Source organism: Neorhizobium sp. CSC1952 (assembly GCF_030378245.1).
GTDB classification, from domain to species: Bacteria; Pseudomonadota; Alphaproteobacteria; order Rhizobiales; family Rhizobiaceae; genus Neorhizobium; species Neorhizobium oryzae_A.
Map to the genome: position 1 here is coordinate 2,953,527 of NZ_CP128416.1, position 16,554 is coordinate 2,970,080.

Sequence of the window (16,554 nt, forward strand, 5' to 3'; positions counted from 1 at the left end):
ACCGTAGCCCCCTCATCCGCCTGCCGGCACCTTCTCCCCGCCGGGGAGAAGGGAAGTTGCCGCGGCGTCGCCGATCCCCCTCTCCCCTCGGGGAGAGGGTGGCCGAGCAAAGCGGAGGCCGGGTGAGGGGGCTACACGGCACTACACTATCGGAGACCACCACCAATGTTCCAAAACAGGGCCGAAGCGCTTGCACTTGCGTTGCCTGCCGCGCTGTTCGCCGCGGCGGTCTTCCTCGTGCCGGTGGTGATCCTGCTCTCCGACGGTTTCCGCGGATCCGGCGGCGGCTGGACGATTTCCGCCTATACGGATTTCTTCTCCAATTCGCTGAACCGCGCCGTCTTCCTGCGCACCCTGAAGCTCGGCGCGCTGGTGACGGTCGCTTCGGCCGTCATCGGTTATGCGGCGGCGTTTGCGATCGTCAGCCTGGAGCCCGGCATGAAGGGCAGGATGACCGGCCTCGTCGTGCTGCCGCTGATGATCTCGCCGGTGGCGCGCACCTATGCCTGGATCGTCATCCTCGGCCGCACCGGCATCGTCAACGAGGCGTTCCAGCTCTTGGGGCTTACCGAGGCGCCGCTGCGCATCCTCTTCTCCGAGACCGCGATCTTCATCGGCCTGCTGCAGCTCTTCCTGCCGCTGATGATCATCTCGCTGATCTCGGCGCTCGAAAACATGCCGAAGGACGCCATTCCCGCCGCCCGGGTGCTCGGCGCCAACTGGTTCCAGGTCTTCTGGAAGGTCGTCCTGCCGCTTACCAAGGAAGGCCTCGTCATCGGCGGCACGCTGGTTTTCACCGGTTCGCTGACGGCCTATATCACGCCCGCCATTCTCGGCGGCTCCAAGGTGCTGATGCTGGAAACGCTGCTCTACCAGCAGGTTTCCGTCTCCAACAATTTCGTCTCGGCGAGCGTCATCGCCTTCATCCTGATCGTCATGAGCTTTGCCGCGAACATTCTCCTGAAGCGCGTCGCCACCGCGCGCAACAAGCAGAGGGCTGCCCAATGACCGCGCGCAGCCTCTTCATTCCTCTCACGCTCTTTCTGGTGCTGGCCTTCCTTATCGGGCCGTTCCTGATCATCGTCGCCGCCTCGTTTTCGGCCGGCGAGACGCTGAATTTTCCGCCGCAGGGCTTTTCGCTGCGCTGGATATTGAAGGTCTTCACGGTCGAAAGCTTCCGCGCCTCGTTCGGCATGTCGCTGTTTCTCGCGATCGGCGGCACGGCGGCGGCGCTGGTGCTCGGCATCCCGGCGTCCTACGCGCTCTCCCGCTACAAGCTGCCGGGGGCGGAAATCGTCCGCACCGTCGTCTCGGTGCCGATCATCGTGCCGGGGATCATCGTCGGCCTGGCGCTGCTGCGCTACATCGTCGTGCCCTTCCAGGTCGGCATCACCGCGGCGCTGTTCCTCGCGCATACGGCGCTGGTTCTGCCCTATGCGGTGCGTGTCGTCTCCGCGAGCCTCGACAACCTGCGCTCCGACATCGAGGAAGCGGCGGTGCTGCTCGGTTCCTCGCGGCTCGGCGCCTTCTTCCGGGTGGTGATGCCGAACATCCGTGGCGGCATTCTGTCCGCCTTCATCCTCGGCTTCGTCACCAGCTTCAACCAAGTGCCGGTGTCGCTCTTCCTCTCGGGGCCCGGCGTGCGCACGCTGCCGGTCGACATGATCGCCTACATGGAGATCGTCTTCGACCCGTCCGTGGCGGCGCTCTCCTCGCTGCTCGCCTTCCTTTCCATCGGCATCGTATTCGCCGCCGAACGTTTCCTCGGATTCTCCCGCTATGTCTGATGCGCCTTACCTCTCGCTCGAAAAGCTGACGCTCGCCTATGGCGACACGGTTGCCGTCGCCGATCTCGATCTCGGCATCCGGAAAGGCGAGCTCATCGCGCTGCTCGGCCCTTCCGGCTGCGGCAAGACGACGACGATGCGGGCCATCGCCGGGCTGCTGCCGGTCAAGTCTGGCCATGTACGGCTCGACGGCGCCGACATCACCCGCGTACCGGCCAACAAGCGCGCCGTCGGCCTCGTCTTCCAGTCCTATGCGCTCTTTCCGCACCTCTCGGTCTACGAGAACGTCGCCTTCGGCCTGAAGCTCAAGGGCATGCGCGGGACGGAGCTCGACGTCAAGGTGCAGTCGGGCATCAAGTCGGTGGGGCTTTCCAGCTTCGCCAACCGCAAGCCGGCCGAGCTTTCCGGCGGCCAGCAGCAGCGCGTGGCGCTCGCCCGCTCCATGGTCATGGAGCCGAAGGTGCTGCTGCTCGACGAGCCGCTTTCCAACCTCGACGCCCGCCTGCGGCTGGAAATGCGCACGGAACTGCAGCGGGTGCAGAAGGAAACCGGCGTGACGATGATTTTTGTCACGCACGACCAGGCGGAAGCCCTTGCGCTCGCCGACCGAATTGTGGTGATGAAGGGCGGCGCGATCGAGCAGATCGGTTCGCCGGAAGATATCTACAGCCGTCCCGTTTCCTCTTTCGTCGCCGATTTCGTCGGCTTCGAGAACATTTTCCCGCTCGAACAAGGAAGACTGAAGACGAGCGGCGGCCTCATCGAACTCCCGGGTCAAGCCCCATCAGCGGCGGGTTTGGCCTGGCGGCCGCGTATGGTGACCCTGGGATCAGGTCCTTTCCGGGGCACCGTGCGCGGCACATCCTTCGCCGGCGACAGCCGGGAATACCTGCTCGACACGCCCTTCGGCCCGATCAAGGCCGAGGTGGAGGCAAGCCAGCCGGCGCATGCGCTGGGTGCCGACCTTTCCTTCGACCTGCCGGCCGAAAAGGCTGCGCCGCTTGCGAGGTTTGCTTGAGCCATGGGCATCTGGATCGATACCGACATGGGCTTCGACGACATCGCCGCGATCATGGTCGCGGCGCATGCGGGCCTTGCGATCGACGGCGTTTCGCTGGTGTTCGGCAACGCGCCGATGGACAACGTCCGGCGCAATGCGGCCGGAGCGGCGGCCGCCTTCGTCTGGCCGTTCCCGATCCATGCGGGGCGCGATGCGCCGGTGCTGGGCCGGCTGGAGACGGCGACCAGCGTGCTCGGCCAGACCGGCATTCCGACCGCGGGCGTGAGCCTGCCGAATGCCGCAGACACCTTTCAGGACGACGCCTTCGAAGCGCTCTGCGCCTGGCTTGAAAAAGGCGAGGGCGAGCGGCGCATCCTGGCGCTCGGGCCGCTGACCAATATCGCGGCCGTCGCCCTTGCGCGGCCGGACCTTGCCGCGAAGATCACCGATCTCACCTGGATGGGCGGCGGGGTGACGGCCGGCAACCATACGGCATCGGCCGAGTTCAACGCCTATGCCGATCCGGAGGCACTGGCGATCGTGCTTGCCCACAAGATCCCGTTCCGGATGGTCGATCTCGACCTCTGCCGCAAGGTTCTCTGCGGACCCGACGACATCGCGCCGGTCCGGGCAGCCGGCGGTCGCAACGCCGAACTCGTCGCCGACCTGCTCGCCGGTTTCGTGGCGATCGCCACCAGCCGCGGCCGTCCGGCCATGGCGCTCTACGATGCGGTTGCAGCCGTCGCCTTCGTCTATCCGGAGCATGTGACCTGGCGCGAGGCGCGTCTCGATGTCGAGCTTGCCGGGACGCTCACCCGCGGCCGCACCGTGGTCGAGGCACGCGCCGGCCGTGCCGAGTTCAACGCCGCCTATGGCGTGGAGATCGACACCGAGGCGGCGAGGACAGTCATTCTCGAAACATTGCGGGCGGAGGCAAGCTGGTGAAGAACATCATTGCGACGGTGCAGGAGTTCACCGATCCGGCGCTGCGCAATCGCGCCGTCACGGCGGCGCGCGGCGCCGCGCCTTTCGATATCCTGATCACCGGCGGCATGCTGGTGGACATGGTGACGGGGGAGCTGAGGCCGGCCGATATCGGCATCGTCGGGCCGATGATCGCCAGCGTCCATGACGCCGGCAGCCGTTCCGATGCCGCGCAGGTCATCGATGCGAAGGGCGCCTTCGTCTCGCCCGGGCTCATCGACACGCATATGCATATCGAAAGCTCGATGGTGACGCCCGGAACTTACGCGGGCGCGGTCCTGCCGCGCGGGGTGACCACCATCGTCTGGGATCCGCACGAGTTCGGCAACGTGCACGGCATCGACGGCGTGCGCTGGGCGGTCGAGGCGGTCAGGCCGCTGCCGCTGCGCGCGGTCGTGCTGGCGCCGTCCTGCGTGCCTTCCGCGCCGGGCCTGGAAACGGCAGGCGCCGATTTCGACGCCGCGGCGATCGAGGAAATGCTGTTCTGGCCGAAGATCGGCGGGCTTGCCGAGGTCATGAACATGCGCGGCGTCATCGACCGCGATCCGCGCATGAGCGCGATCGTGCAGGTGGCGCTGACATCCGAGAAGCTGGTCTGCGGCCATGCGCGCGGCCTTGCCGGACCCGATCTCGCCGCCTTCATGGCGGCCGGCGTGACATCCGATCACGAGCTGGTTTCCGCCGCCGACTTCCTCTCCAAGCTGCGCGCCGGGCTGACGATCGAGATGCGCGGCTCGCACGACCACCTGCTGCCGGAATTCGTCGAGGCGCTCAACACGCTCGGCCATCTGCCGCAGACCGTGACGCTCTGCACCGACGACGTCTTCCCGGACGATCTCGTCGGGGGCGGCGGTCTCGACGACGTGGTGCGCCGGCTGGTGCGCTACGGCATGAGGCCGGAATGGGCGCTGCAGGCGGCGACGCTGAATGCCGCCGTCCGGATCGGCCGGGCCGATCTCGGCCTGATCGCCGCCGGGCGCCGGGCGGATATCGTGCTTTTCGAAGATCTCAAGGATTTCCGTGCGCGGCATGTGCTCGCGAGCGGCACGCCGATCGCACGCAACGGCGCCATGATCGTCGAGGTGGGCTCCGTCGATCCTTCGCCGCTCAAGGGCTCGGTCAGGCTCGAGCCCTTGCGGGCCGAGGATTTCAAGCTTCCCGCGACGGCCAGCAAGGTCCGGCTCGCAACGATCGATCGCCCGCGTTTCACCAACTGGGGGCAGACGGATGCGGATGTCGCCGACGGCTATGTGGTACCCCCGGAGGGAACGACCCTGATTGCGGTCACCCACCGCCACGGCCGCGTCGACAGCCGCACCCGTCTTGGGTTCCTCACCGGCTGGGGCCGGTGGAAAGGCGCCTTCGCCACGACGCTCGCCCATGACAGCCACAATCTCACCGTCTTCGGTTCCGATCCGGCGGATATGGCGGCGGCCGCCAATGCGGTGATCGCGACGGGCGGCGGCATGGCGGTGGCGATCGGCGGCAAGGTCGAGGCGCTCCTGCCGCTGCCGCTCTCCGGCCTCGTCTCCGAAGCGCCGATGGAAGAGGTGGCCGAAGGTTTCCGCAATATCCGCGCCGCCATGGACCGGGTCGTCGAGTGGCAGCCGCCCTATCTCGTCTTCAAGGCCTGCTTCGGCGCGACGCTCGCCTGCAATCCCGGTCCGCACCAGACCGATCGCGGCATTGCCGATGTCACGACCGGCACGCTATTGGAATCTCCGATTCTCGAAATTCTCGAATAGGTGGGACCGATGCAGCCGCATGATTTCTGGCAGGACGTGCATCCGCCCGGAAGCTTCGACCCGGCCGGGCCGTTTTCCGGTTTCTATCCTGCGACGCTGGATGACGGCAGCCAGATCAGACTGCCGATCCGGCCGCTTGCCGATGGCGAACATGCGCTCGCCTCGCTGATCGTCAACCAGGCGAGTTTCGACGTGCAGGACGCGCTTGCCGCCGACCTTGCGCCGAAGCTCGCCGCCCACCGGCCGGAAGTGATCGTCGGCCTGCCGACGCTGGGGCTGACGCTTGCCGCCGCCGTCGCCCGTTCGCTCGGCTTCACGCGCTACGTGCCGCTCGGGACCTCCAAAAAATTCTGGTACGACGAGACGCTGTCCGTGCCGCTTTCCTCCATCACCACGCCGGAACAGCAGAAGCGGCTCTATGTCGATCCGCGCATGCTGCCGCTCATTCAGGGCAAGCGCGTCGCGCTGGTGGACGACGTGATCTCCAGCGGCACCTCGATCGTCTCGGGCCTTTCCCTGATGGCCTCGCTCGGCATCGAGCCGGTCGTCATCGGCGCGGCGATGCTGCAGTCGGAGCGCTGGCACGACAGGCTCGACGCCTTCGGGCCGCAATGGCGGCCGCGCGTCGTCGGCTCGTTCCGCACGCCGATGCTGAAAAGGGCCGGAGAGGGGCGCTGGGCCGTATGAGACGAATTGCGCCTTGCGAAAGAAAGGCGCCTGGCTAGGATCGCTCATCCGGACTTCAAAAATACTCGGGACGGGTTCATGGAATTGGTTTTCGACGGCCATAACGACGTGCTCCTGCGGCTCTGGCGGAGCATGAAAGGGGGCGGCGATCCGATCGCCGAATTCATGAAGGGGACGCCGAACGGCCATATCGACGCCCCCCGCGCCAAGGCCGGCGGGCTGGCCGGAGGGCTGTGCGCCATCTATATCCCGTCCGGCGACCTGGTTCTCAAGGACCCCGATTCGAGCGGCCGCTACGTGACCCCGCTGTCCGCGCCCCTCGACCACCTGCCGTCGCTGACGGTCGCGCTCGAAAAGGCATCGATCGCGCTCAGGCTCGACCGCGCCGGCGGCTGGCGGCTCTGCCGTTCCACCGCCGACATCCACAAGGCCATGGAAGAGGGCGTCTTCGCCGCCGTCCTGCATATGGAAGGCTGCGAGCCGATCGATCCCGATCTCGACAATCTCGAAGTCTTCCATGCCGCCGGCCTTCGCTCGCTCGGGCCGGTCTGGAGCCGCCACAACATCTTCGGCCACGGCGTGCCCTTCGCCTATCCCATGTCGCCGGATACCGGTCCCGGCCTTACCGATCTCGGGTTCGAACTCGTCAGGGCCTGCAACCGGCTCGGCATCCTGATCGATCTCGCGCATATCACCGAGAAAGGGTTCTGGGATGTCGCCAAGACCACGGACCAGCCGCTGGTCGCCAGCCATTCCAACGCGCATGCGCTGACCCCCGTCGCCCGCAACCTCACCGACAAGCAGCTCGACGCGATCAAGGAAAGCGGCGGCCTCGTCGGGCTCAACTACGCCGTGACCATGCTGAGGCCCGACGGCCGCGACAATGTGGCGACGCCGATTTCCGACATGGTGCGCCATGTCGACCACATGGTCGGCCGCATGGGAATCGATCACGTGGCGCTCGGCTCGGATTTCGACGGCGCCTCGATTCCCGAAGAGATTCATGATGCTGCGGGCAATCAAAATCTGGTTGCGGCGCTCAGGAACGCGGGCTACGCTGACGAAGAGCTAATAAAGCTGTGCCGGAAAAACTGGCTCAGAATTTTGGGGAAGGCCTGGCACGAATAGGTCGGTTCTCCCCCAAGATCCGAGATTAAAGGGGAAAATCGATCATGATTCATGCATTCAAGGGACGAATCCGTCTTCTGACCACGGGCGTTGCGTTGGCGGTGATGATGGCCGCCGCGCCGCAGGCATTGGCTGCCACACCGAAGGATACCCTGGTGCTCGCCTGGGCGATCGATGACATCATCACGCTCGATCCCGGCGAAGCTTTCGAAATCTCCGCCGGCGAGATCATGGGCAATGCCTATGACAATCTGGTGAACCTCGACATCAACGACACGTCCAAGGTGACGCCGGGCGTTGCGGCGAGCTGGACAGTGTCCGACGACGCGCTGACCTATACGTTCAAGATCAAGCCGGACCTCAAGTTCGCCTCGGGAAACCCGATCACCGCCGCTGATGTGGCCTACACGTTCGAACGCGCCGTAAAGCTCGACAAGTCGCCTGCCTTCATCCTCACGCAGTTCGGGCTCACCAAGGACAACGTCACCGAAAAGGCCAAGGCGACGGACGATTCCACCTTCGTCCTGACGGTCGACAAGGCCTATGCACCAAGCTTCGTGCTGAACTGCCTGACGGCCAACGTCGCCTCCATCGTCGACAAGGCGCTCCTGGAAGAGCATGTGGCGGACGGCGATTTCGGCAACGGCTGGCTGAAGACCAACTATGCCGGTTCCGGCCCGTTCAAGATGATGCAGTGGCGCGCCAACGAGATTCTGGTGCTCGAGCGCAACGACAACTATTACGGCGAGAAGGCGAAGGTGAAGCGCGCGATCTACCGCCATATGAAGGAAAGCTCGGGCCAGCGACTGGCACTCGAGGCCGGCGACATCGACGTTGCCCGCAACCTGGAGCCGGGCGATCTGGACGCGATCGCCAAGAACAAGGAAATCATCACGGATGCGGCGCCGAAAGGCACCGTCTATTATTTCAGCCTCAACCAGAAGAACGCGAACCTTGCCAAGCCCGAGGTCCGCGAAGCGCTCAAATACCTGGTCGACTACGACGCGATCGGCGCGACACTGATCAAGGGCATAGGCGAAATCCACCAGACCTTCCTGCCGAAGGGCATGCTCGGCTCGCTCGACGACAACCCCTACAAGCTGGATGTTGCAAAGGCCAAGGAGTTGCTGGCCAAGGCCGGTCTGGCGGACGGGTTCGACGTGACCATGGACGTGCGCAACACGCAGCCGGTGACGGGGATCGCCGAAAGCGTGCAGCAGACCTTTGCACAGGCAGGCGTCAAGCTCAGCATCATCCCCGGCGACGGCAAGCAGACGCTCACCAAATACCGAGCCCGCAATCACGACATCTATATCGGCCAGTGGGGCACGGATTACTGGGACCCGCATTCGAACGCCGATACGTTCGCTGCGAACCCGAACAATGCGGACGACGCCGCCGCCAAGCCGCTGTCATGGCGCAATGCCTGGGATATTCCCGAACTGACGAAGGAAACCGCCGCGGCGCTTCTGGAACGTGATGCGGCGAAGCGCGGCGCCATGTACGAGGACTTGCAGAAGAAGGTGCTCGAAACGGGGCCGTTCGTGATCGTCTTTCAGCAGACCGAGGTCGCGGCCGTCCGCGCCGAGGTGAAGGGCTACAAGCTGGGCCCGAGTTTCGACACCAACCTGCTTTCGCCGGTATCGAAGGAATAACCTTACGGAGAAAGGTCCTTGGCCCTTTCCGACACATCCGCGGTGACGCGGCGAAACCGTCGCCGCGCTTCCTCCGCGGCGACGGGTTTACTGCGTTTCGCGGTCACGACGCTGACGACGGTTTTCGGCCTGCTGGTCGTGACCTTCTTCATCGGCAGGGTGATTCCGATCGACCCCGTGCTGGCGATTGTCGGCGACCGGGCGCCGGCGCATGTGGTGGAGCGGGCACGGATCGAGCTCGGCCTCAACCTGCCGCTTTATCAGCAATTCTTCATCTATGTGGAGCAGGCGCTTTCCGGCAATTTCGGCACATCGGTGCTGACGACCAATCCGGTGTTCGAGGATATCAAGCGGGTGTTTCCCGCGACCATCGAACTTGCGACGATCGGCACGCTGATCGGGGCGATCCTCGGCATTCCGCTCGGGGTGCTGGCCGCCGTCAAGCGGGGCAGCATTGCGGACCAGGTCGTCCGCGTCATCGGGCTGATCGGCTATTCGGTGCCGATCTTCTGGCTGGGGCTGCTGTCGCTCGTGCTCTTCTATGCCAAACTGCGCTGGGTCGCCTATCCGGGCCGCATCGACGTCGTCTATGAATATACCTTCACGTCGACCACCGGGTTCTTCCTGTTCGATGCCGCATGGCAGGGGCAGTGGGACGTCTTCCGGGACGTATTCCGGCATGTCATCCTGCCGGCTTCGCTGCTCGGCTATTTCTCGCTCGCCTATATCAGCCGCATGACCCGTTCCTTCATGCTCAACGAGCTCTCCCAGGAATATATCGTGGCGGCGCGGGCGAAGGGGCTGTCGGAGACCCGCATCATCTGGTTCCATGCGCTGCGCAACGCCGCCGTGCCGCTGGTGACGGTGATCGCGCTCTCCTATGCGGGCCTCCTGGAGGGCTCGGTCCTGACGGAAACCATCTTCTCCTGGCCGGGGCTCGGCCTCTACATCACCAATTCGCTGCAGAATGCGGACATGAACGCCGTGCTCGGCGGCACGCTGGTGATCGGGGCGGTCTTCGTCGGCATCAACATCTTCTCCGATCTCCTCTATCGGACGCTGGATCCGAGGACGCGCAGCCGATGAGCCCGAATCCGACAGGCGCGGCGCAAGCCCAACCCAGACCCTACAGCCGCGAATGGCTGCTGTCCGACCGGCCGGCCTCGCGCAGGCAGGCCCGACTCGGCCGCGCCTATATCGTCTGGCGACGGTTCGCGGAAAACCGTCTGGCGCTGGTGGGGCTCGCCATCCTCATCCTGCTTCTTCTGGTCGCGGCCTTCGCGGACGTGCTCGCCCCCCACGATCCCGTCGTCGGGGACCTGCGCAACGCCCGGCTGCTGCCGCCGGGCTCGGAGGGCTATCTGCTCGGCACGGACGACCAGGGCCGCGACATCCTCTCGCGCCTCGTTCACGGCTCGCGGCTGACGCTGCTGGTCGTGGTGCTGGTGGCGATCATCGCCGCTCCGATAGGCCTCATCGTCGGCACGGTCTCCGGTTATATCGGCGGCTGGGCGGATGCCGTCCTGATGCGCATCACCGACATCTTCCTCGCCTTTCCGAAGCTCGTCCTGGCGCTGGCGCTGGTGGCCGCTCTCGGGCCGGGCATCGAAAACGCGATCCTGGCGATCGCCGTCACCTCCTGGCCGCCCTATGCGCGCATCGCCCGGGCCGAGACGATGACCTTCCGCAATTCGGAATTCATCGCCGCGGTGAAGCTGATGGGCGCCTCGCCGCTCCGGATCATCCTCAGGCACGTCATGCCGCTCTGCGTCTCGTCGCTGATCGTGCGGGTCACGCTCGACATGGCGGGCATCATCCTCACCGCCGCGGGCCTCGGCTTCCTCGGCCTCGGCGCGCAGCCGCCGCTGCCGGAATGGGGGGCGATGATCGCGTCGGGCCGCCGCTTCATCCTCGACCAGTGGTGGGTGGCCGCCATGCCGGGTTTCGCGATCCTCGTCGTCAGCCTCGGCTTCAACCTGCTGGGTGACGGCCTGCGCGACGCGCTCGACCCCAAGGAGGCCGGCCAATGACGACCTCCGGGACGCCGCTGCTCACGGTCGAAGACCTGCGCGTCACGTTTCCGACCCGCACCGGCGAAGTGCGGGCGGTGCGGGGCGTCTCCTTCACGCTCGGCAGGGAGCGGCTCGGCATCGTCGGCGAGAGCGGTTCCGGCAAGTCGCAGACCGGCCGCGCGATCATGGGGCTGACGCCGCCGCATGCGAAGATTGCCGCCCGGAAGCTCGCCTTCGGCGACCGCGACCTGCTGGCCATGCCGAAATCCGAGCGCCGAGAGCTGCGCGGCAAGAAAGTCGCGATGATCCTGCAGGACCCGAAATATTCGCTGAACCCGGTCATGACCATCGGCCGGCAGATCGTCGAGACATTGAAGACGCACGAGAAGGTCTCGACCGCTGAAGCGAAGGCGAGGGCGCTTTCGATGCTGGAGGCCGTGCAGATCCGCGATCCGAAACGCGTCTTCGATCTCTATCCGCACGAGGTTTCCGGCGGCATGGGGCAGCGCGCGATGATCGCCATGATGCTCGTCTGCGGCCCGGAGCTGCTGATCGCCGACGAGCCCACCTCGGCGCTGGACGTGACCGTACAGCTCGACGTTCTCTCCATTTTGGACAAGCTGGTGGCCGAGCGCGGCATGGGCCTGATCTTCATTTCCCACGATCTCAGGCTCGTCTCGTCCTTCTGCGATCGCGTCATCGTCATGTATGCCGGAAAGATCGTCGAGGAATTGCCGTCCGCGAACCTCGCCGAGGCGGAACATCCCTATACGCGCGGGCTGCTGAACTGCCTGCCGACCATCGGAACCGACCGGCATCCGCTGCCGGTCCTCGACCGGAAACGGGAGTGGGCGCTATGACCTCGGCCGTTTCGATCCGCGACATGGTCGTCGTCTATAACGATTTCGCGGCGCTGAACCATGTCAGCCTCGATGTCGGCGCGGGCGAATCCTTCGGCATCGTCGGCGAATCCGGCTCCGGCAAGTCGACGCTGCTGCGCGCCATTTCCGGGCTCGCGTCCTTCGACCAGGGCGCGCTGACCGTCAACGGCCGTTCCTATTCCGGCCGCCATCGGGACAAGGCGTTCTACCGCACCGTCCAGATGGTCTTCCAGGACCCTTACGGCTCGCTCCATCCGCGCCAGACGGTCGATCGCCTGCTGCTGGAACCGCTTCTCATCCACGGCTTCGACGATATCGAGGCCCGCATCTCCCGCGCACTGGACGAGGTGGGGCTCGGCTCCGGTTTCCGCTTCCGCTATTCGCACCAGCTTTCCGGCGGCCAGCGCCAGCGCATCGCGATCGCACGCGCGCTGATCCTGGAGCCGAAGATCCTGCTTCTCGACGAGCCGACCTCGGCGCTCGACGCCTCCATCCAGGCGGAGATCCTCAACCTGCTCGAACAGGCGCGGCGCGACCGCAACCTCACCTTCGTCATGGTCAGCCACGATCTCGGCGTCATCAGCCACATGTGCGAGCGGCTGGCGGTGATGCGGCAAGGCGAGGTTGTCGAGACGGTGCCTGCGAAAGCACTGGAAAAACGCGAATTTTCCGCCGATTATACGCGCCGGCTGCTCGTCGCCAGCGAAGGTTTTCGCCGGGGCTGAGAGAGCCTCACTTTCTAGCCGGCAGGATCGCATGCAGCTTCGCGCGCTTATGTATTTCGATGAACTGGTGCGCACGAACTCCATGCGGGCAGCGGCGGAGAACCTCAATGTCGCCGCCACGGCCGTCTCGCGGCAGATCGAGAACCTCGAGCACTATTTCGGCACGCCGCTCGTCGAGCGCAGCAATCGCGGCATCAAGCTGACGGCGGCCGGCGAGCTTCTGGCGGCCAGGGCAGGGCGGACGCTGCGGGAGCTCGAACACGTCCATCAGCTGATCGACGACCTGCAGGGCCTGCAGCGGGGCAGGGTGGTGATCTATGCCAATGGTGCGACGGTCGCGAACCTGATCGCCCCGGTATTGGCGGAATTCAGTCTGCGCTATCCGAAGCTCAGGTTCGAAGTGGCGATCACCAGCGCGCGTGAGGCGGTCGAGGCGCTTGCCGCCGCGGAGGCCGATCTGGTCGTCACGCTCTTCGCGCCGAAGATCTCCGGCGTGAAGGTGAGGCTGCGTTCCGAGATCACCTATGACGTCATCATGGCGGCGGATCATCCCTCGGCGGGCGCGAAGGAACTCGCGCTCCGCGATCTGGTGCGGATGCCGCTTGCGCTGCCGGACAAGAGTTTTGGCGCGCGGCAGGCCTTCGAGGACGTGTTCACCAAGGAAGGATTGACGCTCGACCCGGTCTTCGTCACCGGGGCGCTGGAAATGCTGAAGGAACTGGTGCTGCGCCGCGCGGCGGTGACGCTGCTGCCGGCGCTTGCCGTGCAGAGGGAGATCGATGCCGGCCAGCTCTGTGCCGTGCCGATCGCGGCCGGCAAGGCGGTGCGCACGCCGATCGACCTCTGCGTCGCGCCCGATCGCCAGCTTTCGTTTGCCGCCGGCAAGCTCGTCGATTTCATCGAACGCTTCATGCGCGGTGCCGACAGCCGCAAACCGGCGCCCGCAAAAGCGAAGGCCTAAAGCGTTTCGTGTAGCGTTTTCGGCTACACAGGGAACACAAAATTCTGCATTGTGTGTGCACCTGCGAAATGACACAGTTCGGGCAATCGCGATCCCGCAGGTGCCGATCAGGCTGGATCGCCTACCAAAAGGGGACGATGGATGGGCAGGATGACGTTTCTGGGCTCCGCCACGATGTTGAGGAGCGCGGCCTTCGGCTTTGCGATGGCGGCGGGTCTTTTCCTGGCGCAGACAGGCGCGCAGGCCGCGCCGAAGACGGCGATCACCGTCGGCATGTCGGTCGAGCCGACCGGTCTCGATCCGACGGCCGCCGCACCGGTGGCGATCGGCCAAGTGACCTGGCAGAACATTTTCGAAGGGCTCACGACGATCGACAAGAGCGGCAAGGTGCAGCCGCAGCTCGCCGAGAGCTGGCAGATCTCGCCGGACGGGCTCACCTATACGTTCAAGCTGCGCCAGGGCGTGACGTTCCACAACGGCGTCGCCTTCGACAGTTCGGTCGCGAAATTCTCGCTCGACCGCGCCCGCGGCGCCGATTCCGTCAATCCGCAGAAACGCTATTTCGCGTCGATCGACACGATCGAAACGCCGGATGCCTCGACGTTCGTATTGAAGCTCAAGCAGCCGGCCGGCAGCCTGCTCTACTGGCTCGGCTGGCCGGCCTCGGTCATGGTCGAGCCGAAATCCGCCGCCGACAACAAGACGACGCCGATCGGCACCGGCCCGTTCAAGTTCGCGAGCTGGGCCAAGGGCTCCAAGGTCGACCTCGCCAGGAACCCGGACTACTGGAACAAGGACGTATCGGTGAAGCTCGATACCGCGTCCTTCCGCTTCATGGCCGATCCGCAGGCCCAGGCCGCGGCATTGAAGGCCGGCGACGTGGACGCCTTCCCGGAATTTGCGGCTCCCGAACTCATCAAGTCCTTCGAGGGCGACAAGCGGCTGGTGACGGTGATCGGCAACACGGAGCTCAAGGTGGTCGCGGGCATGAACAATGCGCGCAAGCCCTTCGACGACAAGAGGGTCCGCCAGGCGCTGATGATGGCGGTCGACCGCGCCACCGTCGTGGAAGGCGCCTGGTCCGGCCTCGGCACGCCGATCGGCAGCCATTACACGCCGAACGACCGCGGCTACAAGGACCTCACGGGGGTCTACCCCTATGATCCCGAAAAGGCGAAGGCGCTGCTTGCCGAAGCCGGTTATGCGAACGGCTTCACCTTCACCATCAAGGCGCCGCAGATGGCCTATGCGCAGCGCACCTCGCAGGTGCTGCAGGCGATGTTTGCGGAAATCGGCGTGACGATGAACATCGAGACGACCGAGTTTCCCGCGAAATGGGTGGCCGACGTGATGAAGGCGACCGACTACGACATGACCATCGTCGCCCATGCGGAGCCGATGGACATCGACATCTATGCCCGCGATCCCTACTACTTCAACTACAAGAACCCGGCTTTCAACGATGTCCTGAAGAAGGTCGAGGCGACCGCCGATCCGGCCGAACAGGAAAAGCTCTACGGCGAGGCGCAGACCATTCTCGCCGACGACGTGCCGGCGCTCTACCTCTTCGTCATGCCGAAGCTCGGCGTCTGGGACGGCAAGGTGAAGGGACTCTGGGAAAACGAGCCGATCCCCTCGAACGTCCTGACGGATGTTCATTGGGAAGAGTGATGTTCCGGTGATGAAGCGGAGTGGGGTGGCAGCGGCAATCTCCCTCTTCTCCCCAGCGGGGAGAAGGTGGTCCGAAGGACCGGATGAGGGGGGCGAAGCCAGACAGGTGGGCGAAGAGTTTGCCGCGTGCGCACCCCCTCATCGCCTCGCTGTGCTCGGCACTTCTCCCCGCTGGGGAGAAGAAGGGAGCAGGCGGCTCCTGTTTCCTCCTTGCCTTGAGGGCAGCGGTGCCGGTCGTTGGGAAAGAGATGGCGCGGCAGACCAATCTCCCCCTCAAGGGGGGAGATCAGAGGGCGTCTGCGGCACCAGTCCGCATCCTGTTTATAGATCGATCATAATGCCTTGCCGGGGGATCTCCCCATGATCTCCATCCTCGTCCGCCGCATTCTCAGCCTCATTATTACCCTGCTCGTCGTCTCGCTGGTCATCTTCACGGTGATGGACCTGCTTCCGGGCGATCCGGCGGCGATCATGCTCGGCACCTCGGCGAGCCCAGAGACGCTCGCCGCGCTCCGCACGCAGCTCGGTCTCGACCAGCCGCTGCCGGTGCGATATCTCGCCTGGCTCGCCGGCGTCTTCCGGGGCGATCTGGGACAGTCCTATACCTACGGCGTGCCGGTCGCCGGGCTCATTGCCGAACGGCTTTCCGTCACCCTGCCGCTGGCGCTGATGGCGATCGTCATTTCCGTTCTGATCGCCGTCCCGCTCGGGGTGCAGGCGGCGCGCAGGCACAACGGCGTCTTCGACCTCGTTGCCGGGCTGTTTTCCTATGTCAGCATCGCGGTGCCCGCCTTCTGGGTGGGGCTGCTGCTCATCATTTTCTTTTCCACCATGCTCGGCTGGATGCCGGCCGGCGGTTTTCCGGGCTGGGATGCGGGGCTTCTTGCGGGGCTGCAGGCGCTTCTGATGCCGGCGGTGGCGCTGGCGCTTCCCCAGGCGGGCGTGCTCACCCGCGTCGCGCGGACGGCGGTGCTCGACGTGATGAACGAGGATTTCGTCCGAACGGCCCGCGCCAAGGGGCTCAGCGACGGCGTTGCCGTCTGGCGGCATGCGGTGCCGAACGCGTTGGTGCCGGTCGTCACCATGCTCGGCCTGCAGTTCACCTTCCTGATCGCCGGCGCGGTGCTGGTGGAGAACGTCTTCAACCTGCCGGGGCTCGGCCGGCTCGCCTATCAGGCACTGTCGCAGCGCGACATCGTCGTCATGCAGGATGTCGTGCTGTTCTTCTCCGGCCTGGTCATCCTGATGAACTTTCTCGTCGATCTCGCCTATCTGGTGATCGATCCGCGTCTCAGGGCCAATGCGCAATGAGGAGGGC

General features: G+C 65.2%; 15 protein-coding genes. All 15 read left to right on the plus strand.

All coding sequences use genetic code 11. The features are described 5' to 3' along the window. The first annotated feature begins 165 nt into the window (after nucleotides 1-165). The 15 genes from QTA58_RS14315 to QTA58_RS14385 all read left to right on the plus strand — a co-directional run bounded on the left by QTA58_RS14315 (nucleotide 166) and on the right by QTA58_RS14385 (nucleotide 16,547). A complete protein-coding gene (locus QTA58_RS14315) occupies nucleotides 166-1,008 on the plus strand; it encodes an ABC transporter permease (RefSeq protein ID WP_289669360.1) in 843 nt (280 codons plus the stop codon). Further along, nucleotides 1,005-1,787 (plus strand): ABC transporter permease, encoded by a 783-nt coding sequence (locus tag QTA58_RS14320; protein ID WP_289669361.1) that lies wholly within the window; start codon nucleotides 1,005-1,007, stop codon nucleotides 1,785-1,787. The genes QTA58_RS14315 and QTA58_RS14320 overlap by 4 nt, the downstream gene beginning before the upstream one ends. Next, complete coding sequence (locus QTA58_RS14325; RefSeq protein WP_289669362.1) at nucleotides 1,780-2,805, plus strand: ABC transporter ATP-binding protein; 1,026 nt, start codon at nucleotides 1,780-1,782, stop codon at nucleotides 2,803-2,805. The genes QTA58_RS14320 and QTA58_RS14325 overlap by 8 nt, the downstream gene beginning before the upstream one ends. Nucleotides 2,806-2,808: 3 nt before the next feature. Then, nucleotides 2,809-3,732, plus strand: a complete 924-nt coding sequence (locus tag QTA58_RS14330) for a nucleoside hydrolase (RefSeq protein ID WP_289669363.1) — start codon at nucleotides 2,809-2,811, stop codon at nucleotides 3,730-3,732. Then, complete coding sequence (locus QTA58_RS14335) at nucleotides 3,729-5,516, plus strand: adenine deaminase (RefSeq protein WP_289669364.1); 1,788 nt, start codon at nucleotides 3,729-3,731, stop codon at nucleotides 5,514-5,516. The genes QTA58_RS14330 and QTA58_RS14335 overlap by 4 nt, the downstream gene beginning before the upstream one ends. 9 nt (nucleotides 5,517-5,525) lie before the next feature. Further along, nucleotides 5,526-6,203, plus strand: a complete 678-nt coding sequence (locus tag QTA58_RS14340; protein ID WP_289669365.1) for a phosphoribosyltransferase — start codon at nucleotides 5,526-5,528, stop codon at nucleotides 6,201-6,203. A gap of 78 nt (nucleotides 6,204-6,281) precedes the next feature. Next, entirely contained in the window at nucleotides 6,282-7,331 is a 1,050-nt protein-coding gene (locus QTA58_RS14345) for a dipeptidase (RefSeq protein WP_289669366.1), read from the plus strand. 44 nt (nucleotides 7,332-7,375) lie between these two features. Continuing rightward, on the plus strand, nucleotides 7,376-8,986 hold the full coding sequence (locus tag QTA58_RS14350; RefSeq protein ID WP_289669368.1) for an ABC transporter substrate-binding protein: 1,611 nt from the start codon (nucleotides 7,376-7,378) through the stop codon (nucleotides 8,984-8,986). Between the two features lie 18 nt (nucleotides 8,987-9,004). Next, nucleotides 9,005-10,072 (plus strand): ABC transporter permease, encoded by a 1,068-nt coding sequence (locus QTA58_RS14355; RefSeq protein ID WP_289669369.1) that lies wholly within the window; start codon nucleotides 9,005-9,007, stop codon nucleotides 10,070-10,072. Then, nucleotides 10,069-11,016: an ABC transporter permease gene (locus tag QTA58_RS14360; RefSeq protein ID WP_289669370.1), complete on the plus strand. Its 948-nt coding sequence runs from the start codon at nucleotides 10,069-10,071 to the stop codon at nucleotides 11,014-11,016. The genes QTA58_RS14355 and QTA58_RS14360 overlap by 4 nt, the downstream gene beginning before the upstream one ends. After that, entirely contained in the window at nucleotides 11,013-11,858 is an 846-nt protein-coding gene (locus tag QTA58_RS14365; RefSeq protein ID WP_289669371.1) for an ABC transporter ATP-binding protein, read from the plus strand. Before QTA58_RS14360 ends, QTA58_RS14365 begins: the two co-directional genes overlap by 4 nt. Then, complete coding sequence (locus QTA58_RS14370; protein WP_289669372.1) at nucleotides 11,855-12,604, plus strand: ABC transporter ATP-binding protein; 750 nt, start codon at nucleotides 11,855-11,857, stop codon at nucleotides 12,602-12,604. Before QTA58_RS14365 ends, QTA58_RS14370 begins: the two co-directional genes overlap by 4 nt. Nucleotides 12,605-12,635: 31 nt before the next feature. After that, nucleotides 12,636-13,565 (plus strand): LysR family transcriptional regulator, encoded by a 930-nt coding sequence (locus QTA58_RS14375; protein WP_289669373.1) that lies wholly within the window; start codon nucleotides 12,636-12,638, stop codon nucleotides 13,563-13,565. Between the two features lie 141 nt (nucleotides 13,566-13,706). Further along, the gene (locus tag QTA58_RS14380) at nucleotides 13,707-15,236 is read left to right on the plus strand and encodes an ABC transporter substrate-binding protein (protein WP_289669374.1); all 1,530 of its coding nucleotides are present in this window, start codon (nucleotides 13,707-13,709) and stop codon (nucleotides 15,234-15,236) included. Between the two features lie 360 nt (nucleotides 15,237-15,596). Beyond that, nucleotides 15,597-16,547 (plus strand): ABC transporter permease, encoded by a 951-nt coding sequence (locus QTA58_RS14385; RefSeq protein WP_289669375.1) that lies wholly within the window; start codon nucleotides 15,597-15,599, stop codon nucleotides 16,545-16,547. Nucleotides 16,548-16,554 lie beyond the last annotated feature (7 nt).